This is a genomic window from Pseudoruegeria sp. SHC-113, from assembly GCF_025376885.1.
GTDB lineage: Bacteria > Pseudomonadota > Alphaproteobacteria > Rhodobacterales > Rhodobacteraceae > Pseudoruegeria.
The window spans coordinates 2,526,527-2,550,149 of the sequence record NZ_JAHUBR010000001.1; the positions used below are offsets into that span (position 1 = coordinate 2,526,527).

General features: G+C 64.8%; 21 protein-coding genes. 5 read left to right on the forward strand and 16 right to left on the reverse strand.

Going from position 1 to position 23,623, the window contains the following annotated elements:
• Nucleotides 1–191: 191 nt before the first annotated feature.
• The 6 genes from KVX96_RS12460 to KVX96_RS12485 form a co-directional block, all read right to left on the reverse strand.
• Nucleotides 192–1,283 (reverse strand): ABC transporter ATP-binding protein, encoded by a 1,092-nt coding sequence (locus tag KVX96_RS12460; RefSeq protein WP_261194816.1) that lies wholly within the window; start codon nt 1,281–1,283, stop codon nt 192–194.
• Nucleotides 1,284–1,303: 20 nt separating this feature from the next.
• Nucleotides 1,304–2,956 carry an alpha-amylase family glycosyl hydrolase gene (locus KVX96_RS12465; protein WP_409977108.1) on the reverse strand — a complete coding sequence of 551 codons (1,653 nt, stop codon included), beginning with the start codon at nt 2,954–2,956 and terminating at the stop codon, nt 1,304–1,306.
• 13 nt (nt 2,957–2,969) lie between these two features.
• Nucleotides 2,970–4,130 carry a carbohydrate ABC transporter permease gene (locus KVX96_RS12470; RefSeq protein ID WP_261194817.1) on the reverse strand — a complete coding sequence of 387 codons (1,161 nt, stop codon included), beginning with the start codon at nt 4,128–4,130 and terminating at the stop codon, nt 2,970–2,972.
• Nucleotides 4,130–5,155 (reverse strand): carbohydrate ABC transporter permease, encoded by a 1,026-nt coding sequence (locus KVX96_RS12475; protein WP_261194818.1) that lies wholly within the window; start codon nt 5,153–5,155, stop codon nt 4,130–4,132. The genes KVX96_RS12470 and KVX96_RS12475 overlap by 1 nt, the downstream gene beginning before the upstream one ends.
• A gap of 88 nt (nt 5,156–5,243) precedes the next feature.
• The gene (locus KVX96_RS12480; protein WP_261194819.1) at nt 5,244–6,512 is read right to left on the reverse strand and encodes an ABC transporter substrate-binding protein; all 1,269 of its coding nucleotides are present in this window, start codon (nt 6,510–6,512) and stop codon (nt 5,244–5,246) included.
• A 21-nt stretch (nt 6,513–6,533) separates the two neighbouring features.
• A complete protein-coding gene (locus tag KVX96_RS12485; RefSeq protein ID WP_261194820.1) occupies nt 6,534–6,806 on the reverse strand; it encodes a hypothetical protein in 273 nt (90 codons plus the stop codon).
• Between the two features lie 9 nt (nt 6,807–6,815).
• Between KVX96_RS12485 and KVX96_RS12490 the strand changes: the two genes are divergently transcribed.
• The 3 genes from KVX96_RS12490 to KVX96_RS12500 are packed head-to-tail and all read left to right on the forward strand — an operon-like array spanning nt 6,816 to nt 10,191.
• On the forward strand, nt 6,816–7,850 hold the full coding sequence (locus KVX96_RS12490; RefSeq protein ID WP_261194821.1) for a substrate-binding domain-containing protein: 1,035 nt from the start codon (nt 6,816–6,818) through the stop codon (nt 7,848–7,850).
• The gene (locus tag KVX96_RS12495) at nt 7,847–9,175 is read left to right on the forward strand and encodes a GH1 family beta-glucosidase (RefSeq protein ID WP_261194822.1); all 1,329 of its coding nucleotides are present in this window, start codon (nt 7,847–7,849) and stop codon (nt 9,173–9,175) included. Before KVX96_RS12490 ends, KVX96_RS12495 begins: the two co-directional genes overlap by 4 nt.
• An 11-nt stretch (nt 9,176–9,186) precedes the next feature.
• A complete protein-coding gene (locus KVX96_RS12500) occupies nt 9,187–10,191 on the forward strand; it encodes a glucokinase (RefSeq protein ID WP_261194823.1) in 1,005 nt (334 codons plus the stop codon).
• 146 nt (nt 10,192–10,337) lie between these two features.
• Here KVX96_RS12500 and KVX96_RS12505 read toward each other — a convergent pair whose 3' ends face one another.
• Both KVX96_RS12505 and KVX96_RS12510 read right to left on the reverse strand, forming a co-directional pair.
• Nucleotides 10,338–11,489, reverse strand: coding sequence for an acetate/propionate family kinase (locus KVX96_RS12505; protein WP_261194824.1), 1,152 nt, complete (start codon nt 11,487–11,489; stop codon nt 10,338–10,340).
• On the reverse strand, nt 11,486–12,883 hold the full coding sequence (locus KVX96_RS12510) for a bifunctional enoyl-CoA hydratase/phosphate acetyltransferase (protein WP_261194825.1): 1,398 nt from the start codon (nt 12,881–12,883) through the stop codon (nt 11,486–11,488). The genes KVX96_RS12505 and KVX96_RS12510 overlap by 4 nt, the downstream gene beginning before the upstream one ends.
• Nucleotides 12,884–13,138: 255 nt before the next feature.
• Here KVX96_RS12510 and KVX96_RS12515 point away from each other — a divergent pair, with 255 nt between their 5' ends.
• Nucleotides 13,139–13,528, forward strand: a complete 390-nt coding sequence (locus tag KVX96_RS12515; protein ID WP_261194826.1) for a hypothetical protein — start codon at nt 13,139–13,141, stop codon at nt 13,526–13,528.
• A gap of 119 nt (nt 13,529–13,647) precedes the next feature.
• On the opposite strand, the gene cobT is transcribed toward KVX96_RS12515, so the two are convergent.
• Nucleotides 13,648–14,685, reverse strand: a complete 1,038-nt coding sequence (gene cobT / locus KVX96_RS12520) for a nicotinate-nucleotide--dimethylbenzimidazole phosphoribosyltransferase (protein WP_261194827.1) — start codon at nt 14,683–14,685, stop codon at nt 13,648–13,650.
• 218 nt (nt 14,686–14,903) lie between these two features.
• On the opposite strand from cobT, the gene KVX96_RS12525 reads away from it, so the two are divergent.
• Entirely contained in the window at nt 14,904–16,040 is a 1,137-nt protein-coding gene (locus KVX96_RS12525) for a BamA/TamA family outer membrane protein (RefSeq protein ID WP_261194828.1), read from the forward strand.
• A 116-nt stretch (nt 16,041–16,156) separates the two neighbouring features.
• Here KVX96_RS12525 and KVX96_RS12530 read toward each other — a convergent pair whose 3' ends face one another.
• From KVX96_RS12530 to KVX96_RS12560, 7 genes are all read right to left on the reverse strand, one after another.
• The gene (locus KVX96_RS12530) at nt 16,157–16,486 is read right to left on the reverse strand and encodes an NIPSNAP family protein (protein ID WP_261194829.1); all 330 of its coding nucleotides are present in this window, start codon (nt 16,484–16,486) and stop codon (nt 16,157–16,159) included.
• Nucleotides 16,476–16,973: a TRAP transporter small permease gene (locus KVX96_RS12535; protein ID WP_261194830.1), complete on the reverse strand. Its 498-nt coding sequence runs from the start codon at nt 16,971–16,973 to the stop codon at nt 16,476–16,478. The genes KVX96_RS12530 and KVX96_RS12535 overlap by 11 nt, the downstream gene beginning before the upstream one ends.
• Nucleotides 16,970–18,256 (reverse strand): TRAP transporter large permease, encoded by a 1,287-nt coding sequence (locus tag KVX96_RS12540; RefSeq protein WP_261194831.1) that lies wholly within the window; start codon nt 18,254–18,256, stop codon nt 16,970–16,972. Before KVX96_RS12540 ends, KVX96_RS12535 begins: the two co-directional genes overlap by 4 nt.
• A gap of 67 nt (nt 18,257–18,323) precedes the next feature.
• A complete protein-coding gene (locus KVX96_RS12545; protein WP_261194832.1) occupies nt 18,324–19,295 on the reverse strand; it encodes a TRAP transporter substrate-binding protein in 972 nt (323 codons plus the stop codon).
• A gap of 61 nt (nt 19,296–19,356) precedes the next feature.
• Nucleotides 19,357–20,409 (reverse strand): NAD(P)-dependent oxidoreductase, encoded by a 1,053-nt coding sequence (locus tag KVX96_RS12550; protein ID WP_314733121.1) that lies wholly within the window; start codon nt 20,407–20,409, stop codon nt 19,357–19,359.
• 86 nt (nt 20,410–20,495) lie between these two features.
• Entirely contained in the window at nt 20,496–21,926 is a 1,431-nt protein-coding gene (locus tag KVX96_RS12555; protein ID WP_261194834.1) for an NAD-dependent succinate-semialdehyde dehydrogenase, read from the reverse strand.
• 27 nt (nt 21,927–21,953) lie between these two features.
• Complete coding sequence (locus KVX96_RS12560; RefSeq protein WP_261194835.1) at nt 21,954–23,600, reverse strand: thiamine pyrophosphate-binding protein; 1,647 nt, start codon at nt 23,598–23,600, stop codon at nt 21,954–21,956.
• Nucleotides 23,601–23,623 lie beyond the last annotated feature (23 nt).

Below are 23,623 nucleotides of genomic sequence, written 5' to 3' on the forward strand. Positions count from 1 at the left end.
CAATCGCGGGGCGTTTCTTTGTTTGACTAACCCCCTTTTGCCAAGGATTGACCTAAGAACAGAGGGCTGCCCCAGACCGCCGGGTGGGGGCAAAGCCCCCGCCCGATGGGGGCGGTCGAGGGCTGCCCGGCGTGCCGCCGGGCGAAGGCGCAAATTCTCTCGACTCATGGAGCCATTGAAAGCCGCCTACCCTACCGGTACAGCAGCGAGTGCCCGTTGCTGAACAGATGCACCTTGGCCGGGTCGGCCTTGAGGTTCACCGTAGTGCCGCGCAGGCCGGGGTGGATGCCGGGTAGTTTGGCGATCACCGGGGCGGCGCCGCCTTCGGCTTTGAAGTAGAGCAGCGTCACCTCGCCGAGCGCTTCCGTGATCTCCACCGTGCCGGTGTAGAGCGGGGCTTCATCCGGGCCGCAGATCACCAGATCCTCCGGGCGCACGCCCAGATTGACCTTCAGATCCTTGTCCACCTCCGTCGTCGGATAGGCCGAAGCCGCCACGCCCCCACCCGCAAGCGCCACCTCCGTCTGCGCGCCGGCGCCGACAACGGTGCCGGGCAGCAGGTTCATTGCCGGGGAGCCGATGAACTGGGCGACGAACTCGTTCTGGGGGCGCTCGTAAAGCTCCAGCGGCGAGCCTACCTGCGCGATGCCCTTGTTGGCGAGCACCACGATGCGGCTGGCAAGCGTCATCGCTTCCACCTGATCGTGGGTCACGTAGATCATCGTCTTGTCGGGCATCGCCTCTTTCAGCTGGGCGATCTCGATCCGCGTGGCGACGCGCAGCGCCGCGTCGAGGTTGGAGAGCGGCTCGTCAAACAGGAAGACCTCGGGCTCGCGCACGATGGCGCGGCCGATGGCAACGCGCTGGCGCTGGCCACCGGAAAGCGCCTTGGGCAGGCGGTCGAGATATTGATCCAGCTGCAGGATACGCGCGGCCTTCTCCACGGCGGCGTCGATCTCGGCCTGGCTCTTCTTGGCGATCTTCAGCGCGAACTGCATGTTCTCGCGCACCGTCATATGCGGGTAGAGCGCATAGGACTGGAACACCATGGCGATGCCCCGCTGCGCGGGCGGCACGTCGTTCACCACTGTGCCGCCGATTTCCAGCGTGCCGCCGGTGATCTTCTCGAGCCCGGCGATCATCCGCAGAAGCGTGGACTTGCCGCAGCCGGACGGGCCGACGAAAACGATCAGTTCGCCTTCCTTGATGTCGAGATTGATGTTTTTCAGAACGTCGACGTCGCCATAGGATTTGGCCACGTCGGTGAGTTTGAGATCCGTCATTGTCCCCTCCCCCTTTCGCTTCAGCTTGCTTTGATGGCGAGGCAGCACTGCCAGCCGCCAAGGCTCAGGTTTCCTCCTGCCGGCAGGGCCACGGCCCCAAGCTCGGTGCCGATGGCCTCCCAGCGGCCCGTAGGCAGCACGACGCTGGCCGGATCGTCCGACAGGTTGAAGGCGCAGAAGATCTCCTCGCCCTCGTGCATACGGGTGAAGTAAACGACCGAGCCGTCCGCCTTCACCCCGTCGTGCTCGCCCTTGGCCAGCGCCATATGGGCGTGACGGAAGGCGATGGCCTTGCGGTAGTGGTGCAGGAGCGCTTCCGGGTCATCTTCCTGAGCGGCGGCATTGCTGGCCAGATGCTCAGGCGCCACGGGAAGCCAGGGGCGGCCTTCGGAGAAGCCCGCGTTCTGGTTGGAGGTTTCCCAGACCATCGGCGTGCGGCAGCCGTCACGGCCCTTGAACTCGGGCCAGAACTCGATGCCGTAGGGATCCTGCAGATCGTCAAAGGAGACATCGGCCTCCACCAGCCCCAGCTCCTCGCCCTGGTAGATGCAGGCCGAGCCGCGCAGGCACATCATCAGCGTCGTCATCAGCTTCTGGCCCTCGAGGCCCACGTTCCAGCGCGAGGCATGGCGGCGCACGTCGTGGTTGGAGTAGGCCCAGCAGGGCCAGCCCTCGGCGGCGACCTCGTCCACCCGGCCCATCACCTGCGCCACTTCCTGCGCGGTGGGGCGCTCGTTGGCGAGGAACTCGAAGGCATAGCACATGTGCATCAGGTCATCGCCGGCGGTGTATTCCCCGAGGATCTCCAGCCCCTTCTGGGCATCGCCCACCTCGCCCACGGCGGCGGCGTTGAACGGCTCCATCACCGCGCGCAGCTTGCGCAGGAAGGCAAGGTTCTCCGGCTGGTTCTTGTCGTAGAGGTGCTCCTGATGGTTATAGGGGTTCACCTGCGGCGCGATGGTGGCATTGCGCAGCTCGGGCGCGAGCGGCGGGTTGTCGCGCAGTTGCTTGTCGTGGACGTAGAAGTTGATCGTATCCAGCCGGAAGCCGTTCACCCCGCGCTCCAGCCAGAAGCGGGCCACATCGAGCAGCGCGGCCTGCACCGCCGGTTCATGGAAGTTCAGATCCGGCTGCTCGCGCAGGAAGTTGTGCAGGTAATACTGCTGGCGGCGGCCATCCCACTGCCAGGCCGAGCCGCCGAAGATCGACAGCCAGTTGTTGGGCGGGTTGCCATCGGGCTTGGGATCCGCCCAGACGTACCAATTGGCCTTGGCGTTGTCCTTGGAGACCCGGCTTTCCACAAACCACGGGTGTTCTTCGGAGGTGTGGCTAAGCACGAGGTCGATCAGCACTTTTACGCCGTGCTTGTGGGCCGTCTGGATCACCGCGTCGAAATCCTGGATCGAGCCGAACATCGGATCCACGTCGCAGTAGTTGCTCACGTCGTAGCCGAAATCCTTCATCGGCGAGGTGAAGAAGGGCGAAATCCAGATCGCGTCCACCCCAAGGCTGGCGATATAGGGGATGCGCTGCACGATGCCGCGCAGATCGCCGATCCCGTCGCCGTTGCTGTCCTGAAAGGAGCGCGGGTAGATCTGGTAGATCACCGCCCCGCGCCACCAGTCGTTATCAAGGGCGACATTGGCGTGCAGCGTGCCGCTTTGCATGTTCATTGCGATAGACATCCTATTTCACCGATCCGGCCAAGAGGCCGCGTACGAGGTAACGTTGCATTGCGAAGAAGACGGCAAGCGGCATGGCGATCGAGACGAAAGCCGCCGTTGCGAGGATTTCCCAGTTGCCGCCGCGCGTGCCCAGAAGTTCGACGATCTTGTTCGTCATCACCGTGGTTTCGCCGGATGCGTCGATCAGGAACACCTTGGCCACCAGCAGATCGTTCCATGTCCAGAGGAACTGGAAAATCGCGAAACTGGCAAGCGCGGGGAAGGACAGCGGCAGGATGATCTTGGTGAAGATCTGGAAATCCGACGCACCATCCACCTTGGCGTTCTCGATGATGTCGCGCGGCAGGCCGGCCATGTAGTTGCGCAAGAGGTAAATCGCCAAGGGCAAGCCAAAGCCCGTATGCGCCAGCCAGACCCCGAGGTAGCCCTTGCCGATCCCGATGTTGTTGTGGAATTTCAGGAGCGGAATAAGCGCCAGTTGCAGCGGCACCACCAGAAGGCCCACGACGATGGCGATCAGGATTGCCCTGCCCGGGAAATCCATCCACGCCAGCGCATAGGCTGCGAAGGCCGCGATCAGGATCGGGATCACCGTGGCCGGGATCGTCACCGTAAGCGTGTTGAAGAAGGCGCGTGCCATGCCTTCGCTGTTGTTGGGATCAAGCAGCATGGAGTGGTAGTTGGCGAGCGTGAATTCCGGCGGCGCAACAGCAGTGAGGAACACCCGCTGCCCCCGGCCCGTCATCTGCTCAGGCGCGGTGAGGCGGTAATCGCCGTTGGCCATGACGGTCAGGCTCTCACCATCGCCCAGATCGGCGGTGTCTCCGGCCTGATAGGCAGCAATCTCCCGCGAGGAGGTGCCCCAGACGCTCAGCTCGGCAGCGCTGCGGCCATCCAGCGCGAACAGGTTGCCCTCGATCACCCAGAGATCGCCATCCTGCACCTGAACGCCTTCATCGTCCGGGTCTGCGGCGCGGATCACGAGGTTCTGCTCAGACGGGAACATTGCCTTCCACCAACCGCTCGTGGCGATCTGGTCGGCCGTGCGGAAGGAGGAGACAAGCAGCCCCACCGTCGGGAACAGCCACAGAAGCACCAGCGCGATGACGGAAAGCTGCACCGCCCACTGAAGGGTGGATTTGGAACCGGCAATATTATCCATCAGCGCATCTCCTTGCGGGCGTTGCGGACGTTCCAGATCAGGATCGGCGTGACGAGCAGCATGATCACCATGGCGCTGGCCGATCCGATGCCCCAATCATTGGCGCGGAACAATTTGTCGAACATGTAGTTGGCGAGCACCTGCGTCTCCCACTGGCCGTTCGTCATCGCGAAGACGATGTCGAAGACCTTGAGCACGACGAGGGTGATCGTCGTCCAGACGACCATGATCGTGGACATGATCTGCGGCACCTTGATCTTGAAGAAGATCTGGAAGGGGTTGGCCCCGTCCACGATGGCCGCTTCCACGGTTTCCTCCGGGATACCGCGCAGGGCGGCGGAGAGGATCACCATGGCAAAGCCTGTCTGGATCCAGATCAGCACCACCATGAGGAAGAAGCTGTTCCAGAGCGGGATGGTGAGCCATGTCTGCGGCTCGGCACCAAAGCTCGTGATGATGGCGTTGAGGATGCCGATCTGCTCTTGGCCTTCCGGGCGGGCGTCGTAAACCAGCTTCCAGATCACCGAGGCGCCCACGAAGGAGATCGCCATCGGCATGAAGATCAGCGATTTCGCGACATTGCCCCAGCTGAGGCGGTCAGTGAGCTGCGCGGCCAGCAGGCCGAAGGCGGTGGAGAAGGCGGGCACCACGATCAGCCACAGCATGTTGTTGCGCATGGCTTCCCAGAACTTGGGCTCGGCCATCATCTTGGCGTAGTTCTCCCCCCCCACCCAGCGGTAATCATACTCGCCGGGGCCGCCACCGGGCACCGGCACGCGCTCGGTGAGCGACAGCCGAAGTGTCTCGATCACGGGATAGGCCAGGTAAAGCCCCAGCGCGATCATCGCGGGCAACAGGAAGAGCCACGGGCGCACCATATTGGCGCGGGTGATGTTACGGCCCGCGTTGGGCCCCTTCGCCGGGAAGATGAAGCGATCGAGGATCAGGTTGGAAAAGTAGAAGTATCCGATACAGCCGCTGACGCCGATGAAAATGGTCAGCAGGCCCTGCAAAGCCGGGTGCATGGGGGGCCTCCGCCGTGAAGATGTTGGGCTTGGGGAAAAAGGAGCGCGCAGATCGCCCGCGCGCTCCGTCAGTTGGGGAGGATGCGCCTTACTTCAGCGCGTCCCAGCTGGCCTGGATGTCGGCGGCCACAGCCGCTGCATCCTTGCCGCCGGCGTAATCCACCATGCCGGTCCAGAAGGAGCCTGCACCCACACCGCCCGGCATCAGGTCGGAGCCGTCAAAGCGGAAGGTGGTGGCGCTCAGCAGGATGTCGTTCATCTTCTTCAGCGTCGGATCGGAGAAGACGGAGGTGTCCACGCCCTTGTGCGGGGTCAGGAAGCCTTGCAGCGCCATCCAGATCTCATGCGCTTCCGGATCTTGCAGGTAAGCGATCAGATCGTGGGCGGCCTCGTTCTCGTTGGTGATGGCCCAAACGGTGCCAGCGCCCAGAACCGGGGAGCCCAGATCCTTCTCGGCATAGGCCGGGAAGTAGAAGAAGTCGGCATCTTCACCCACCACGGTGCCTTCCGGGAAGAAGGCCGGGATGAAGCTCGCCTGACGGTGCATGTAGCACTGCGGCGGCGAGGAGAAGAGGCCCTTGGGGCTGTCGCGGAAGTCGGTGGAGGCCACGGCCCCTGCCCCGCCGGCCACGAGGGCGTCGTTGCGGGCAAATGCGCCGAATTCCTCGATCGCGGCCACCACGCGCTCATCGGTGAAGGGGATCTCGTTGGCAACCCACTGGTCGTAGACGTCGGGCGTCTGCGTGCGCAGCATCATGTCCTCGACCCAGTCCGTCGCCGGCCAGCCGGTTGCGCCACCGGAGCCGAGCCCGATGCACCAGGGCGTGCCGCCATCGGCCACGATCTGCTCGGAGAGGGCTTTCAGCTCTTCCATGGTTTCCGGCACTTCATAGCCGGCATCCTCAAAGTTCTCCGGTACGAACCACACGAGGGATTTCACATCCACCTTGTAGAAGAAGCCATAGAGATTGTCGGCGCCATCGGCCCCGGCATAGGTGCCCAGATCGACCCAGGACTGGCCAGCGGCGTAGTTTTCACGGATCCAGTCGCCGGTGCCGTCTTTCAGCGGGGTCAGGAACCCACGGCTGGCGAAATCGGCGGCAAGGCCGGGCTGCGGGAAGACCGCGATGTTGGGGGCGGAGCCGGCTTCGGCGTCCACGAGGATCTGCTGCTCGAAGCTGTCAGAGCCGACGTAGCGCACGTCATGGCCGGATTTCTCGGCGAAGGCGGCGAGTACTTTTTCAACGTTTTCCTGGTCCGGGCCGAGCCAGGGGCCGAAGACGGTGAGCTGCTCGGCCTGAGCGACGCCTGCCGTCAGGGCCATCGAAGCCACGCCTGCGTAGAGTGCGAATTTCATAAGGATATCCTCCCGTGTTCCCTATTGAACTGCATGATACCGGGCCAACCCCGGCCTCAACCGCCCCGGATCTCTCGTCAGGCCAATCGGTGATCCTGCCTGCAAATTCCAAAGCGCTTTGAACGCTTTCAAAAACGCATATTGCTTGAGCAGAGTCAACGATTCACTTCGGAAAAATTCTTGCGTTTGCAGAATATTCTTTGCCCTCGCAGCATATTTCTGCGCTGCAAAAGGCAGCGCCTGCCTTGCAAACAGGCCACCTGAGCCCTTGCAGAACTCAAAGCGCTTTGGCATTGTCCGCCCATGAACCTCAAGGAACTCTCCCGCCTGCTTGGCCTTTCGCAGACAACCGTCAGCCGCGCGCTGAACGGCTACCCCGAGGTGAGCGAAGCCACGCGCCAGAAGGTGGTAGCGGCCGCCAAGAAGCACAATTACGCACCCTCCAGCCGCGCCCGCAGCCTGGCGACGGGGCGGTCCATGGCCATCGGCCACGTGATCCCGATCTCTTCCAAACACGAGATGGTCAACCCGATCTTCGCTGATTTCATCGCAGGCGCCGGGGAAACCTACTCCCGCTCGGGCTACGACATGCTGCTGTCGGTGGTGAACGACGAGGACGAGGAAGACGCCTACCGCGAGATGGCCACCAAGGGCTCGGTGGATGGGCTGATCGTGCACGGCCCGCGAGAAAACGATCCGCGAATCGCGCTCCTGATGGAGATCGGCCTGCCTTTCGTCGTTCATGGCCGGGCCGGCAATGATTCGCGGCCCTACTCCTGGGTCGACATCAACAACGGCCACTCCTTCCGCCGCGCCACGGACTTCCTGCTTGATCTCGGCCACCAACGCATCGCGCTGATCAACGGGATCGAGAGCATGGATTTCGCCCGCCGCCGCCGGCTGGGCTACGAGGCCGCCTTGCGCGAGCGGCAGGTCACCCCGCGCGCCGATCACATGGCCTCGCAGGAGATGACGGAGCAGAACGCCTACCACACGGCCCGAGACATGCTCGCCCTGCCCGAGCCCCCCACGGCCTTCCTCGTCTCCTCCTATATTTCCGCCATCGGGGTGCGCCGCGCGGTGGCGCTTTCGGGGCTGAAGATCGGGCAGGATGTCTCCGTGATTACCCATGACGACGATCTCTCCTACCTGCGCAACGGCGATGACATCCCGATGTTCACCGCGACGAAATCCTCCGTGCGCGCCGCGGGCCGCCGCTGCGCCGAGATCGTGCTCGATCACATCGCCAACCCGGATCTCCCCCCCGTTCAGGAACTGTGGGAAACCGATCTGACACTGGGCCTCTCCACCGGTCCGGCCGCCAAGGAACTGACATGAGCCTCACCATAAAACGCACTGATTTCCCGGAAGGTTTTCTTTTCGGGGCTGCCACGTCGAGCTATCAGATCGAGGGCCACGCCTTCGGTGGCGCAGGCTCCACCCACTGGGACACATTCGCCGCCACGCCGGGCAATGTGGCGCGTGCCGAAAACGGCGCGCGCGCGGTGGATCACTACCACCGATACCCGGAAGACATCGCCTTGATGAAGGACGCGGGCTTTGACATGTACCGCTTCTCCACCAGCTGGGCGCGGGTGATGCCCGAGGGGCGCGGCGCGGTGAATGCCGAAGGGCTCGATTTCTACGACCGCCTCACCGATGCCGTGCTGGAGGCGGGCCTGAAGCCCTGCGCCACGCTCTACCACTGGGAGCTTCCCAGCGCGCTGGCCGATCTGGGTGGCTGGACGAACCGCGACATCGCCCACTGGCTCGGCGATTTCGCCGAAGTCATCATGGGCCGCATCGGCGACCGGATGCATTCCGTCGCGCCGATCAACGAGCCATGGTGCGTGGCCTGGCTGAGCCATTTCCACGGCCTCCACGCCCCCGGCCTGCGCGATATCCGCGCCGCTGCCCGTGCGATGCACCATGTGAACTTCGCCCATGGCACCGCCATCGAACGGCTGCGCGCCATGGGGATCAAGAACCTCGGCTGCGTCTTCAACGCCGAATACGCCCTGCCTGCCAATGAGAGCGAGAGCAGCAAGCGCGCCGCCGCGCGCTATGATGCGATCTTTAACCGCTTCTTCATCTCCGGCGTGTTCAAAGGGGAATACCCCGAACTGGTGCTCGAAGGCCTCGAGCCGCATCTGCCCAAGGGCTGGCAGGACGATTTCGCCACCATCACCGCGCCGCTGGATTGGTGCGGGCTGAACTACTACACGCGCAAGCTGCTGCGCGAGACGGATGCGCCGTGGCCCTCCTACGCGGAGGTGCCCGGCCCGCTGCCCAAGACCTCCATCGGCTGGGAAATCTTCCCGGAAGGGCTCCACCACTTCCTGAAGATGTTCAACGACGAATATTCCAAGGGCCTGCCGATTTTCGTCACGGAAAATGGCACCGCTGGCTTCGATCCAATCGAAAACGGCCGCGTGCAGGACGATCACCGCATTTCTTACATCGATAAGCACTTGCATCAGGCAGCGTTAGCGCTATCAGAAGGTGTGCCCCTGCAGGGCTATTTCCTGTGGTCGCTGCTTGATAACTACGAGTGGGCGGAAGGCTATGATCAGCGCTTTGGCCTCATCCATGTGGATTACGAGAGCTTGCAGCGCACGCCGAAAGCCTCGTATGAGGCCCTGAAAGCGGCTCTGGCCGCGTAAGAGAAAAGAGGATGGCCGCCGTGAACGCACCTTCCGGATACAGCCTCGTTGCCGATATCGGCGGCACCAACACCCGCGTTGCCCTTGCCAAAGGGCAGGTGCTGCAGCAAGGCAGCATCAAGCGCTTCCGCAACGCCGATTTCCCGGGGTTGGAGACGATCCTGCGCACCTATCTGGAAGGCGAAGGCATTGCCGCCTGCGCCGGGGCCTGCGTGGCCGCAGCCGGCCCGGTGCATGACGGCGTCGCCACGATGACGAACCTCGACTGGACGATCGACAAGCCGATGCTCACCCGCGCCACCGGCGCTGGCACGGCGGCGATCCTAAACGATCTGCAGGCGCAGGGCCATGCGATCGGCCATCTCGCGCCGGATGTGCTGCGCCCGGTGATCGCCGCTCATGGCGAGGCCAACGCGCCCGGCCCCAATGCCGCCAAGCTGGTGATCGGCGTGGGCACGGGCTTCAACCTTGCCGCCGTCTACGACACCGCGCAGGGCCGCCTCGTGACGCCTTCTGAATCCGGCCACGCGAGCCTTCCGGCCCGCACCGAAGAGGATCTCCGCCTCTGCACCTATCTTGAGACGATCCACGGATTTCCCTCCGTGGAAGATGCGATCTCGGGCCGGGGGCTCGAGCGGATTTACGACTGGCTCGGGCAGGAAGCCGGGGATCCGGCAGAGAAATCCGCCGCCGATATCATGGCTGGTGCAAACGAAGGCTCTGATGCGCGCGGTGTGAAGGCCGTGGCTACCTTCACGCGGCTGCTGGGCTCCGTGGCGGGCAACATGGCGCTGATCCACCTGCCCTTCGGCGGGATCTACCTTGTCGGCGGTGTCTCGCGCGCCTTTGCGCCGCATTTTGCCGCCCATGGCTTCACCGAAGCCTTCCGCGACAAGGGGCGTTTTGCAGGTTTCATGCAGAATTTCGATGTCACCGTGATCGAAGACGATTACGCCGCCCTCACCGGCTGCGCCCATCACCTTGCGGCACTGATGGACGGCGCTGGAGCGCTCTAAGAGAGACTCTTCTGGGCAAAGAAATTGCCCAACAGGCACTGTTGGGCCGCGCCGTCCCGCCCCCACGGGGCGGCGCGATTGCGCCTCCCCTCGGGACGGCGCTACCGTCTCTCATAGTTGCTTGTGCGGCCTATCAAAAAACACCCCTACCCCAGCAACCGCATCGCATGGCGGGCAATCACGCCCTCCTCGTCGGTCGGGATCACGAAAGCCCGCTTCGCGCAGCCCTCAGCCGTAATTTCCGGCCCCTTCGCCGCATTGCGCGCCGCATCCGGCGTGAATCCGAGCCACGCGCAGCCCTCTAGAATGGCCTGCCGGATCGGCGCGGAATGCTCCCCGATCCCGGCGGTGAAGACCAACGCGTCGATCCCGCCGAGCGCGGCAGCCATCTCCGCCACGCAAGCCACGGCGCGATAGACGAAAAGATCCACCGCCTCGCGCGCCTCAGGGGCCTCGCTTGCCAGCAGATCGCGCATGTCGCTTGAAAGCCCCGACACGCCCAGCAGGCCCGACTGACTGCCCAGCAGCGTCTCCAGCGTGCCCGGCCCGTAACCCTTCTCGCGCATCAGGTGCAGCAAAACGCCCGGATCGATGGACCCGCAGCGCTTGCCCATGACGAGCCCGTCCAGCGCGGTGAACCCCATGCTGGTGGCATGGCTCCGGCCCTTCAGCAGCGCACAGGCCGAAGCCCCGTGCCCGAGGTGCAGCACCACGGCGCGCTCCACGGGTTTCCCTGCAACCTCAGGCAGTTGCGCGGCGATATGCTCGTAAGACAGCCCGTGGAACCCATAACGAAGGATGCCCTCAGCAGTTAGTTCGCGCGGGATCGCGAAGAGCTGGGCGAGCCGGGGCTGGCTGCGGTGGAAAGCGGTGTCGAAACAACCCACTTGAACGGCTTGCGGCAAGGCCGCCTGCGCCGCGCGCACCCCCGCCAGATTGTGCGGCTGATGGGCGGGCGCGAGCGGCACCAACGCTTCGAGCCGGGCCATGTCCTCCGGCCCCAGCACGCAAGGCGCGGCATAGTCGCGCCCGCCGTGGACGATGCGATGGCCCACGGCCACGATCTCCAGATCCGCCCCGCGCGCCAGAAGCGCCTCGATCACCCAGTTCAGCACGGCGCCGTGGCCCGCCTCGATGGGCAGGCCCGTCTCCTGGTCTTCTCCCGCCAGCACCACTTTCGGCCCGCTGCCGATGCGCTCTGCGAGGCCAGAGAGGATTTCCTTACCAGTATCAGCCGCATAGAGGCCGAACTTCAGGGAGGACGAACCCGCGTTCAGAACAAGGATCGCCGCGCTCATGCCACACCTCCTGCCGCTCTGCGGCGCACGAAAAGCTGCGCCATGGCGGCAGAGGCCACGCGCGAGATCTCTCCATCGGCGCGGCTGGTGAGCATGATCGGCACCCGCGCGCCCAGCACCAGCCCGGCGCTGGCCGCCCCGGCCAGATACATCAACTGCTTGGCGATCATGTTCCCGGCCTCCAAATCCGGTGCGACGAGGATGTCGGCCTGCCCTGCCACGGGCGAGACGATCCCCTTTGTCTGCGCCGCCGCGAGCGAAATAGCGTTGTCAAAGGCCAGCGGTCCGTCCAGTACCCCACCGGTGATCTGGCCGCGATCGGCCATTTTGCAAAGGGCCGAAGCTTCCACCGTGGAGGGGATGTTGGGCATGATCGTCTCGACGGCGGAGAGGATCGCCACCTTCGGCACCTCCACCCCCATGCAGCGCACCAGTTCGATGGCGTTTTGCACGATGTCGGCCTTTACGGCGAGATCGGGGAAGATGTTGATCGCCGCGTCGGTGATGAAGAGCGGCTTCGGGTAGCTCGGCACATCCATCGCGAAAACATGGCTCATCCGCCGCTCGGTGCGCAGCCCCTTGGCGCGATCCACCACCGCGCTCATCACCTCGTCAGTGTGCAGCGCCCCTTTCATCAGCGCCTCGGCCTTGCCCGCGCGCACCAGCGCCACGGCCTCTTCCGCAGACGCATGGCTGTGGGCGCTGTCCACCAGATCGACGCCCGCAAGCGAAAGCCCCTCGGCTTCGGCCACGGCACGGATGCGCGTTTCCGGCCCCACGAGCACCGGCGTGATCAGCCCCATCTCCGCCGCCTGCAGCGCGCCCGCGAGCGAGACAGCATCGCAAGGATGCACGACGGCCGTGCGGATCGGCTCGAGATCATCGGTCGCCCGGATCAGCGCCTCATAGGCCCCGCCCCGGCGGCGCAGGTGCACCTCGGGCAGATCCACTTTCGCGCGGCGGATCTTCTCGGTGGGCGCGGTGACTTCGGCCTCACCGGTGATCAGCGGCGTGCCATCGGCTCCTGCGCAGAGGCAATCGAAGATCACCCGATGGCCATCGGCGTGTTTTTCACGCACCGTGACGCGCACCGTCACCGTATCGCCAAGCCCCATGGGCCCGTGAAAGCGCAGCGACTGGCCGAGGTAGATCGTGCCCGCGCCGGGCAGTTCGGTGCCGAGCAGGGTGGAAAACAGCGCCCCGCCCCACATGCCGTGGCCCACGATGCGGTGAAACGAATCCTCGGCCGCAAATTCGGCGTCCATATGCGAGGGGTTCACATCGCCGGACATCACCGCGAAGAGATCGATGTCGCGCGTGGTGAGCGTGCGGCTGAGCGTGGCGCTGTCGCCCGGCGAAATCTCGTCGAAGGTGCGGTTTTCCAACGTGTCCATCAAGGCCTCCGGTTTGCCCGCGCCTTCAGCATGCGCGGCGTTCTCTTCGCTCTACCACATCCCGCGCTGCTCTGCGCCCGTGGCGTTTTCAAATTGCCGGGATCGGGTGGCGCGCCCATGACAGAGGTCAAGCCTTCCGCGTGACGTAGCGGCACCGGGCTTGGGCAGAAATTTCCACGCAATCGCAAAAGGCTGGACGGATGTCTTCAGTGCGATACTGTGGCGGCAATCTTGCTTCCGACGGAGACCGATGGAATGGTTAAAATGATGATTTCGGCCGCGTTCACGACGCTGGCCAACGCGGTGGGGCTGCTCTTGGCCTGGCTGCTGCTGCCGAATTTCTCGATCGATTTCGTGTCCTTCGTGATCGTGGTGCTGCTGTTCACCGTGATCACGGTGGTCGCGGGGCCGCTCTTGACGAAAATGTCGCTCAAGAACCTGCCCGCGCTTCAGGGCGGCGTGGCGCTTGTGACGGTGTTCGTGGGGCTGGTGATCACCAACCTGATCCTGCCGGGCCTGACCATTGGCGGCATCGCGAACCTGCTGGCGGCCACGCTGCTGGTGTGGCTGGGCTCGCTGATCGCGGCCATCGTGCTGCCGATGTATCTGTTCAAGGAAACGCTGGAAAAGCATAACGCGAAGTAAGCACTCGCAACAAAGTGCAGGCGTCGTGCATTAGAGCAAAGCGCCTGCCCGGGTGGGCGCGAAACGCGCCCGCCATGGGGCGGGCGGGCGCGTGCCCGCCACTAGCGTGACGGGCAGAATTAGCCCTCCGACACCCCAGCTTCCGCGAAGGTCGCCATGCCCGAATGGCAGGCGACGGCCCCTTTCAGCACCTGAATGGCCAGCGCACCGCCTGAGGCCTCGCCCAGACGCATCCCCAGATCCAGCAGCGGCACCATGCCGAGCTTGGCCAGCGCCGCACCATGGGCCTGTTCGGCAGAGCCATGCCCCGCCACCACGTGATCCAGCGCATCAGCACTTTCGCGGGCGAGGCAGGAAAGCGCGGCAGTGCAGACGAAACCGTCCATGATCACCGGGATAGACAGCAGGCGCGCGCGCACCACCGCGCCCGCCATGGCCGCAAGTTCGCGCCCGCCGAGGCCAGCGAGGATCTCAAGCCCGCCCTGCCCCGGATTGGCCGCCACGCCATCGGCCACCACTTGCGCCTTCAGCGGCAGGGCCTCCTCGCTGATGCCGGTGCCAAGCCCCGTCCAGTCCAGCGCGCTGCCGCCGTAGAGCGCCAGGTAGATCGCCGCGGCGGATGTGGTGTTGGCGATGCCCATCTCGCCGACGACGAGCAGATCGGCCTGCGGATCCACCGCGTTCCAGCCCGCCGCGAGCGCTTCGAGCATGTCCGCGTCCGAAAGCGCGGGGCCTTGGGTGAAATCGGCCGTAGGCGTGTCCAGCGCGAGCGGGATCACCGACAGCGTGGCACCTGCGGCCTTGCAGAGCTGGTTGATCGCCGCGCCGCCGTGTTCGAAGTTGGCCACCATCTGTACGGTCACCTCGCCCGGAAAGGCCGAAACGCCGCGCGCGGCCACGCCATGAATTCCTGCGAAAACAATGACCTGCGGGCGCTCCACCGACGGCTTTTCGGTGCCGCGCCAGCCGGCATACCAGATCGCCAGCTCTTCCAGCCGTCCAAGCGCGCCGGGGGGCTTTGTCAGCACGCCATTGCGTGCGCGCGCCGCTTGAGCGGCTGCGGCATCGGCCTGCGGCAGGGTCTTCAGCAGGGCAGACCACTCCTGCAGGGTTTTAGGCAGGGACGCGGCCGAGGACGCGGGCTGTGCTTGGCTCATGATATGGGCTCTCCTTCTTTCGCTCTCGCCTGCCTGTGTAGCGGTGCGCAGGCCGCGCGCCTAGCGGCAAAGGCGGCGCTTTGGTGGGCAACAACGCCGCGTCAGCCGCGCCACAGGTCGGCGCAGAAGCACGGGCAGCCGCGCGGCACGCATTGCCGCGGCAGCGCCAAACCGCTACGGCTCCCAACAGCCGCCCGGACCACGTGAAGGACGCCCCAATGGCCCCAACATCGCATCGCCCCCTTGCCCCTTGCCTGCTGATGCTAGCCTGCTGCGCGGCCTCCGGTGCGGCGGCCAACAACGTGATCACAAATGCCACGCAGGACGCGGTGGACGTCGCGGCCACGGACACCGGTCTGCGCAGCGGCAATCTCATCGTTGCCCCGATCCCCTTCAGCAACGACACCATTGGCAGCGGCCTCGTGCTGGGCGCGGGCTACCTGTTCACCCTGCCCGGCTCCCGCCCCTCCGGCGTGGGGCTTGGCGGCTTCAAGACAGACAACGGCAGCGAAGCTTACCTGCTGGGCGGCAGCGTGGTGTTCGACGAAAACCGCTGGACGCTGGGCGCGTTGCTTGGGGAGGGCGACATCAATTACGATCTTCCGGTGGTCGGCGATCTGGTGCTGCCGCTCAGCCAGCAGGTCGCCGGGGGCGCGGTGCGGCTGGAATATGGCTTCAGCGATCAGCTGAAGGCCGGGGGCGCAATTGCCTATCTCGATTCTTCCATCACGCTGGGCCCCGGCATCGACATCCCGGAGGTCCTGCGCCCGGATCTGGACGTCGATCTGCTCCGGCTTTCCTTCGACGTGGTGCACGACACCCGCGATGATACGTTTTACCCGACGCAGGGCACCTATCTGAACCTCTCGCTGGGCTTTGGCCACATTGAAGACGCGCTGTTTGAAGGCAAGCTCAAGATCAGCGATCGTGATTACCCAAAGATCGTGGGCAAGGGCTCGGCCTTCTGGGGCGTTGGGCAGAACGCGGTGTTCGGCGCGAACGCGACACTCTGCGGCACCAGTTCGGATGCGCCCTTCTTTGACACTTGCGGCGTGGGATTCGCGGATGGCCTGCGCGGCTTCTCCTCGCTCGGCGCGCTGGCGAATTACTCGGCCTCCGCGCAAGTAGAATACCGGGGCCGCCTGACGGAGCGCTTCGGCTATGTCGTCTTTGCCGGGGCCGGTGCCGGAGGCGATGAAATCGGGGATCTCTCCTTCGACAACGGCGGGCTGGCCGGGGGTGTGGGCTTGCGGATCCGGCTTTCCAAGGATTTCGGGCTGGATTACGCCATCGACTACGCCCGCAACCTCGACGACGAGGAATTCCTCTACCTCTCGCTTGGGCAGAAGTTCTAGGCCGGTTTTACGCCCATTTACAAAAGCGCAGGGCGCGTCGGCGGTCCCCTCAACCGAATACCGCTGCGTGCTATTGCAAGCGTGGGCAGGCGAGAGAACCGCCGCAGGAGCCGCGGTTAGCCGACGTCAGGCATGTCGTAAAACGCGGCGGGCGTGATGATCTGGTTGACCTGCGACACCAGATTCCCGGCCTCGGCGCTCAGCTTGAGGAAGGCCTGCCATTCCGGATCCGCAGCCATCGCGCTGCGCCGGGCCGCCCGGTCTGCGGCGTCCTTGTAAACCCAGACGTGGACATAGGAATTGACGTCCCCTGTTTCGACCTGCCCGTAGAGCAGCGGCTTGCCCAGATGGCGGCTTTGGGCAGCATATCCATGCTCGGCATAAAGCTTGAGGTGCTTTTTGATCGTGCCGGGGCGGCAGGTGTAGGTGCGATGATCAAAGATCATGAGAGGTCTCCAAAGCTGGGGGTCCAAGAACGAGGCGGATCAAATCCGCGAGGGAATACATCAGCATCACCGCGCCCGAGAGCGGGATGGCGAGGTAGAAGAGCCGGACGGGCAAATCGAGGATCGGCGTCAGCGCAGTGGCCTTGAGGGTGAGCTGCAGCCCGTACCATGTCATCGCCGCGAGGAAGCCGAGGGACAGCAGGCCCGTCAGGATCTGCAAGGCCCGCCGCCGCGCTGGCGGCAGCGCCATCGGCAGCCAATCCACCTGGAAGTGATCCTTCTCGCGCCAAAGCGCTGCCGCGCCGGAGAAGACCATCCAGGCAAAGAGCCCCTGCACGATCTCATCGAACCAGGCGAACCCGGCCAGTTTGAACAGCCGCGCAATGACGTTGACAAGCAGCAGCATGAAGAGCGCGGAAAGGCAGAGGATGGGCAGCCCGCGCAGCACGCGGCCAAGGATGCGGTCGGTTTGAGCAAGCACTGTCATGGGCCCATCACCAGATTGGGGAGCCAGACAGAGACAGCAGGCACCGTCACCACCAGCAGCAGAACGAAGGCGATCCCGAGCAGATAGGGCATCAGCGCCTTGGACAGCCGCCCGACGCTCAGCCCGGCCACCGAGGACACAGCGAAGAGCACCATGCCCACGGGCGGGGTCAGCAGGCCGACCATAGAGCACATGATCATGATCACTCCGAACTGGACCGGATCGACTCCGATTTCCGTCATGACCGGCAGGAAGAGCGGCACGGTGAGCACGATCACGGCGATGCCTTCCAGAAACAGCCCGAGGATCAGCAGGACAAGCACGACGATGGCCATCAGCACCGCCGGGTTCTCCGACAGCTCCAGCATCGAGGTGACAAGCTGGTTGGGCACACGCTGGTGCACCAGCATCCAGCCAAAGAAGCCCGCCGCCGCGATAACGAACATCACCCGGATCGTGTGCTGCAGAGTCTCCCAGAGGATCCGCGGCAGCTGGCTGGGCTTGATCTCGCGGTAGATGAACATGGAGAGCACAAGGGCGTAGGCGCTCGCGGCCACACCGGCCTCTGTCGGGGTGAAGAGGCCACCGAAAATCCCGGCGATGATGATGATCGGCGTCAGAAGCGAAAGCGCTGCGTCCAGAAAGCTCGCGCCGATCTCGCGCCAGGCGATGTGATCGCGGCGCGGCATCTTGTGCAGCCAGGCCACGATCCAGACAGCCGCCATCAGCGCAAGCGCCATCAGCAGGCCGGGCACGACGCCGGCAAGAAAGAGCTTGGACACCGAAACGCCGGTGATCGACGAATAGAGCACGAAGGGGATGGAAGGCGGGAAGACCGGCCCGATGGTGGAGGAGGCCGCCGTGATGGCTGCCGAGAAATCCGGGTCATAGCCCTTGTCGGCCATGGCCTTCAGCTCGACCTGCCCAAGGCCCGCCGCATCGGCAACCGCCGCGCCGGACATGCCGGAGAACAGCAGGGAGGCCAGCACGTTGACCTGCCCCAGCCCGCCCCGCACATGCCCCACACAGGCATCGGCAAAGCGGAAGATGCGGTGGGTGATGCCGCCGGTGTTCATCAGGTTGCCCGCAAGGATGAAGAAGGGAATTGCCAGCAGGGTGAAGCCCGTGGTGGCCGAGAACATGCGCTGCGGCAGCATGGACAGGATCCGCATATCGCCCTGAAGGGCGTAGAATCCGACCGCGGTCAGACCGAGCGACACGGCCACAGGCAGGCCAAGCCCGATCAACAGCACGAGAACGAGCAGAATAAGAAAGGTGATCATAGGGGGTCCGCCAGATGGGGGCCCGCGCGTTTGGGCGCGCGAGCCCCGTGGAGGTTGTTCGGAGAGGTTATTTCAGGAAGCTCAGGAAGGTTTCCATGTTCTCCGCGCCGCTGTATTCGGCGACCCGTGCCCGTGCCGGGCCCATCATCTCGGCGAAGGGGGCAAGATCCGGCCGGGTGACCGTCATACCGGCGGCTTCAAGCGCGGCGATCTCTTCCTCTTCCTGCGCGATAACCGCTTCGCGCATCATCGCACCGGCCGCGAGGCTCTCTTCGCGCAGGATTTGCTGCTGCTCTTCGGTGAGCCCGTCAAACACGTCCTTGTTGATGACATGCACCATTGAGTTGTAGACGTGCCGCGTCAGTGCGAGGTTCTCCTGAAACTCGTTGAGCTTGAAGTGGTAGATCACGCCGATCGGGTTTTCCTGCCCATCCACAACGCCCTGGTTGAGCGCGTTCGGCAGCTCCGGGAAGGCGATCTGGGTGGTGGCCGCGCCAAGCCCTTCCATGGCGGCGACGATCTGAAGCTCGGGCGGGGTGCGCAGCTTGAGGCCCTCCACATCCGCCGGGGTATTGATCGGGCGCACAGAGTTCGTGATGTTGCGGAAGCCGTATTCCCAGTTGGACAGCATCACCAGCCCCTGCTCTTCCAGCTTCGGCCCGGCCCAATCGGTGAAGGGCCCGTCCAGCACGGCATGCGCCTGCTCGTAGCTTGAGAAGGCGAAGGGCGTCATCACCGTCCCGAAGGCTTTCTCGTATTTGTCGAGCGCACCCTGCGTCGGCAGGTTCATCTCGATGGCGCCAAGGATGGTCTGCTCCAGCTGCTCGGGCGGCGAGCCCAGTTCGTTGGCCGGGTACAGCTCCACCGCAATCGCGCCGCCGGTGCGCTCGGACACGCGCTCGGCAAATTGCACGGCGGCAAGATGGCCCGGATGGGTGTCGGCGGCGAAATGCGCCAGACGCAGCGTGACGTCCTGGGCAAGCGCGGCACCGGCCGCGATGGTGGTGATCACCGTGGTTGTCAGAAGTGTTTTCAGCATGGTTTCCTCCCAGAGATGCTGTGTGTCCTGCCCCCGTTCAGGGGAAGGCTGTTGATCGAAGTCAGGTGTCGGCTGTGTCTGGCAGGCTTGCCTCCACGCCTGTCAGTTGCTCGTAGGCCTTGATGACGGCCGTGCAGCCTTCGTCGCCGTGGCCCATGATTGAGGCCAGCGCGTAGGTCTGGTTGACGGATTGCGCGAGGAAGGCCGGCAGGCCCGCGCGCTCCAGCCATTCGGCGTAGTAGCGGACGTCCTTCTGCGCGTTGGAGAGCGACATATGCGGGGTGAAATCCCGGCGCAGGGTCAGCTCGCCATAGAGATCCATCATCCCCGATTTGCCACCGGCCGCAGAGATGATCCCGATCACCTTGGACATATCGAGCCCTTCCTTGGCGGCGAGCGCGAAGCCCTCGCACCAGGCGGCGACATTGGCAAAGGCGATATAATTGTGGATGAGCTTCAGCCGGATCGCGTGGCCCGCCGGGCCGACGTGGAAGATGTTCTCGGCATAGGCGTCAAAGACGGGCCGCAGCCGCTCCAGCAACGCCTCTTCGCCGCCGAAGAGGATGTTCACCTCGCCGCGATCCGCATGGGCCGGGGTGCGCGTCATCGGCGCTTCGGCGTAGGCGACGCCGGCCGCGGCGCAGGCATCGCGCATGATGTCCACGTGGTCGGCGGAAACGGTCGTATGGTCGAGGAACACCGCGCCATCCTTCAGCGCGGCAATCGCGCCCTCCGGCCCAAGGGCAAGCGCGCGCACCGCTTCGGCGGTGGTGATGCAGACGGCAAGAATATCCACCTGAGCCGCCATCTCGACAGGATCGGCACATTCGGTGGCCCCCTGCGCAACCGCAACAGCGACCTTCTCCGGGTCGAGATCCGCAACAAGCAGATCCGCGCCATGTTTGAGCAGGTTCTTAGCAAGGCCACGGCCCATGCCGCCCAAACCAATCAGCCCAATCCGTTCCTGAGACATTCCTCTGTCCTCCCTGCGTTGCAGCCAAACACATTTCCAGTTGTCTGACAACCTGTTTAATGAAGATTCATCCCGAGGCAAATCCGGTGGCCGATGGCCTGCGTTCGCTAAGGATGAATCTGTGCGGCAAATCCCGCGCAACCGGGCGCAGACGCCAGGCGCTCACGTCACCGCCCGCGCCGCCCCGTGGCGGCGCAATGGCCCATCAAGGCCCCATCAAGGTACGGTTAGAGGCGCTCGGCCACGAGCCGCGTCTGTTGATAGGCCGCAAGGCCCTCGATCCCGCCTTCATGCCCGTAGCCGGAGTGATCGACCCCGCCAAAGGGCGTTTCCGGCAGCGAAATCATGGCAGTATTGATCCCTGTCATGCCCGCCCTCACCTCACGCCTGAGCCGCGCTGCGATCCCGGCGTCCTTGGTATAGGCAAAGGCCGCCAGACCGACGTTCAGGCGGTTCGCTCGCGCAAACATCTCGTCTGGCCCCGACACGGGCGAGACCGGCGCGAGCGGCCCGAAGGGTTCTTCGTTCATGATCGCCGCCGTGTCGGGCACATCGGCCAGCACGGTGGGCGCGTAGAACGATCCGACATTGCCGATGCGATGGCCGCCCGTCGTCACCCGCGCGCCATGGGCAACCGCATCATCCACAAGCGCCTGCATCACATCGATGCGGCGTTCTGCCACGAGCGGGCCCATCGTGGTGGCCGCATCCATGCCGTTTCCAACCACCTGCGATTCGGCAAAGGCGGTGAGCGCCTCCACGAACTGCGGATAGACGGCCTCCTCGACGAGAAAACGCGTCGGCGACACGCAGACCTGCCCGGCATTGCGGAACTTCGCCCCGCCAAACATTTTGGCCGCCTCCTCGACGTCGGCATCCGCGAAGATCATCACCGGCGCATGGCCGCCAAGCTCCATCGTCGTGCGCTTCAGCGTATCCGCCGCCTGTTTGACAAGGAGCTTGCCCACGGGGATCGAGCCAGTAACGGAGACTTTCTTGAGGATCGGAGAGGCCAGCAGATGGCTCGACACCTCCGGCGGATTGCCAAACACGATCTGCAGCGCCCCGGCAGGCACGCCTGCATCATGGAAAGCCGCCGCGATCCCCATCGCCGTCGCCGGTGTCTCCTCGGAGGGTTTCAGCAGCATCGAACACCCCGCCCCGAGGGCATGGGCGATCTTGCGGATCACGTTGGTGCCGGGGAAGTTCCACGCCGCGAAGCCGCAGGCCGGGCCGACGGGCTCCACGAGCGCCAGATACTGGTGATCTGCCGCGCGGCCCGGAATGACGCGGCCATAGGCGCGCCGCCCCTCCTCGCCGCACCAGCGGATCACGCCGATGACGAAATCCATCTCGGCCATGCTCTCGGCCAAGGGCTTGCCCATTTCCAGCGTGCACCAAGCGGCAATCTCGACCTTGCGCGCTTCGAGGTTGCGGGCCGCGCCCTCCATCACCTGCTGGCGCGCATGGGGCGACATGCCCGACCATTCCCGAAAGCCCCGTTCGGCGGCGTCAAGCGCGCGATCCAGATCAGCCGCCGAGGCATGCGGCGTCCGGCCAATCACCTCGCCGGTTGCCGGGTTGAAGATCGGCTCATCGCCGCCGGTGCCCTTTGTCCAGGCCCCGTCGATCAGCATGTTCACATCCGTGTAGATCATCTGAGTGGCTCTCCGCTCTGGCCGGTGTCAGCCGGGTATCGTTTCAAGCTCGACCATCGGGCCAAGCGCCTGAGGCGAGATCTGCAGCTCGATGATGGCCGGCTTGCCCGCCGCCCGCGCCTGGGCAAAGGCCGCTTCGAACTCGGCGTTCGTTGCCGCCACCGCGCCGAAGGCGCCATAGCTGCGCGCCAGCGCGGCGAAATCGGGGTTGAACAGATCCGTCCCGCTGGGGCGGCGCGGGTATTTCTTCTGCTGGTGCAGACGAATGGTGCCATACATCCCGTTGTTGGAGATCAGCACGATGAGGTTGGCCCCATGCTCGCAGGCCACGCCGAACTCCTGCATCGTCATCTGGAAGCAGCCATCCCCCGCAAGGCAGATCACCTCCTGCTCCGGGCGCTCGATCTTTGCCGCCACGGCAGCGGGCAGCCCGTAGCCCATGGAGCCGCTTGTCGGCGCAAGCTGGGTGCGGAAATTGCGATAGCGGTAGTAGCGATGCAGCCAGGCCGAGTAGTTGCCCGCGCCATTCGTCACGATGGCATCGTCTGGCAGGGCAGCGTTGAGATGCGCAATCACCTGCTCCATCTTCAGTTCGCCCGGCGTTTCGCGGGGCTGTTGCCACGCATCGTACTCCGCACGCGCCTCTTTCACCCAAGGCCCGGCGGGCCGCGCCGCACGCCCGGCCAGCGCCTCGGCCATGCTCTGGGCGAACTTCCCGGCATCCGCCGCCACGGCCAGCGTGGGATGATATACCCGGCCAAGCTCGTTCGGATCTGCATGGACATGCAGCAGCCGCTGCGCCGGAACCGGCGGCGTGAGCAGGGTGTAGCCGCTGGTCGTCATTTCCCCCAGCCGCGCCCCGAGGCAGAGGATCACATCGGCCGCGCGGACGCGCTGCGCCAGCTTGGGGTTCACGCCAATGCCGATGTCGCCGATGTAATGCGGGTGCCGGTTGTCGAGGAAATCCTGACACCGGAAGGACGCCCCCACCGGCAGGTCCAGCACCTCGGCCACGGTGGCGATGGCCTTCGCCGCCGCGGCCGACCAGTTGCCGCCGCCCAGCATGACAAGCGGCCGCTCCGCCGCCTCAAGCTGCGCAATCACTTCGGCCACATCCGACGCCGCCGCAAGGCCAGAGGGCAGCACGGCAGCCGGAACCGGCGGCGCGTCGCATGCCGAAGACAGCATATCCTCAGGGAGCGCCAGAACCACAGGGCCGGGTCGGCCCGATTGCGCCACCTGAAACGCCCGCGCGACATATTCCGGGATCCGGTCTGTCCGGTCGATCTCGGCCACCCATTTGGCAAGCGGGCCAAACATCGCGCGATAATCGACTTCCTGAAACGCTTCCCTGTCGCGCTGATCGCTGGCCACCTGCCCCACGAAAAGGATCATCGGCGTGGAATCCTGAAACGCCACATGGACACCGGAGGACGCATTCGTCGCGCCCGGGCCGCGCGTCACGAAGGCAACGCCGGGCCGCCCCGTCAGCTTGCCATAGGCCTCGGCCATCATCGCCGCGCCGCCTTCCTGCCGCGCCACCACGTTGTCGATCCCGGACTCGTAAAGCCCGTCCAATGCCGCCAGAAAGCTTTCTCCGGGGATGCTGAATACCCGCGCAACGCCCTGCTCCCGCAGGGACGCGATCAGCGCGTCGCCGCCATGCCGTGTCATAGTGCCTCTTTTCTGCTGGGTCT

Bases quoted from the DNA above. Each gene is read 5' to 3' on its own strand.
- KVX96_RS12460 (WP_261194816.1), bottom strand. From the start codon at position 1,283: ATGACGGATCTCAAACTCACCGACGTGGCCAAATCCTATGGCGACGTC.
- KVX96_RS12465 (WP_409977108.1), bottom strand. From the start codon at position 2,956: ATGAACATGCAAAGCGGCACGCTGCACGCCAATGTCGCCCTTGATAAC.
- KVX96_RS12470 (WP_261194817.1), bottom strand. From the start codon at position 4,130: ATGGATAATATTGCCGGTTCCAAATCCACCCTTCAGTGGGCGGTGCAG.
- KVX96_RS12475 (WP_261194818.1), bottom strand. From the start codon at position 5,155: ATGCACCCGGCTTTGCAGGGCCTGCTGACCATTTTCATCGGCGTCAGC.
- KVX96_RS12480 (WP_261194819.1), bottom strand. From the start codon at position 6,512: ATGAAATTCGCACTCTACGCAGGCGTGGCTTCGATGGCCCTGACGGCA.
- KVX96_RS12485 (WP_261194820.1), bottom strand. From the start codon at position 6,806: ATGCCAAAGCGCTTTGAGTTCTGCAAGGGCTCAGGTGGCCTGTTTGCA.
- KVX96_RS12490 (WP_261194821.1), top strand. From the start codon at position 6,816: ATGAACCTCAAGGAACTCTCCCGCCTGCTTGGCCTTTCGCAGACAACC.
- KVX96_RS12495 (WP_261194822.1), top strand. From the start codon at position 7,847: ATGAGCCTCACCATAAAACGCACTGATTTCCCGGAAGGTTTTCTTTTC.
- KVX96_RS12500 (WP_261194823.1), top strand. From the start codon at position 9,187: ATGGCCGCCGTGAACGCACCTTCCGGATACAGCCTCGTTGCCGATATC.
- KVX96_RS12505 (WP_261194824.1), bottom strand. From the start codon at position 11,489: ATGAGCGCGGCGATCCTTGTTCTGAACGCGGGTTCGTCCTCCCTGAAG.
- KVX96_RS12510 (WP_261194825.1), bottom strand. From the start codon at position 12,883: ATGGACACGTTGGAAAACCGCACCTTCGACGAGATTTCGCCGGGCGAC.
- KVX96_RS12515 (WP_261194826.1), top strand. From the start codon at position 13,139: ATGGTTAAAATGATGATTTCGGCCGCGTTCACGACGCTGGCCAACGCG.
- cobT (WP_261194827.1), bottom strand. From the start codon at position 14,685: ATGAGCCAAGCACAGCCCGCGTCCTCGGCCGCGTCCCTGCCTAAAACC.
- KVX96_RS12525 (WP_261194828.1), top strand. From the start codon at position 14,904: ATGGCCCCAACATCGCATCGCCCCCTTGCCCCTTGCCTGCTGATGCTA.
- KVX96_RS12530 (WP_261194829.1), bottom strand. From the start codon at position 16,486: ATGATCTTTGATCATCGCACCTACACCTGCCGCCCCGGCACGATCAAA.
- KVX96_RS12535 (WP_261194830.1), bottom strand. From the start codon at position 16,973: ATGACAGTGCTTGCTCAAACCGACCGCATCCTTGGCCGCGTGCTGCGC.
- KVX96_RS12540 (WP_261194831.1), bottom strand. From the start codon at position 18,256: ATGATCACCTTTCTTATTCTGCTCGTTCTCGTGCTGTTGATCGGGCTT.
- KVX96_RS12545 (WP_261194832.1), bottom strand. From the start codon at position 19,295: ATGCTGAAAACACTTCTGACAACCACGGTGATCACCACCATCGCGGCC.
- KVX96_RS12555 (WP_261194834.1), bottom strand. From the start codon at position 21,926: ATGATCTACACGGATGTGAACATGCTGATCGACGGGGCCTGGACAAAG.
- KVX96_RS12560 (WP_261194835.1), bottom strand. From the start codon at position 23,600: ATGACACGGCATGGCGGCGACGCGCTGATCGCGTCCCTGCGGGAGCAG.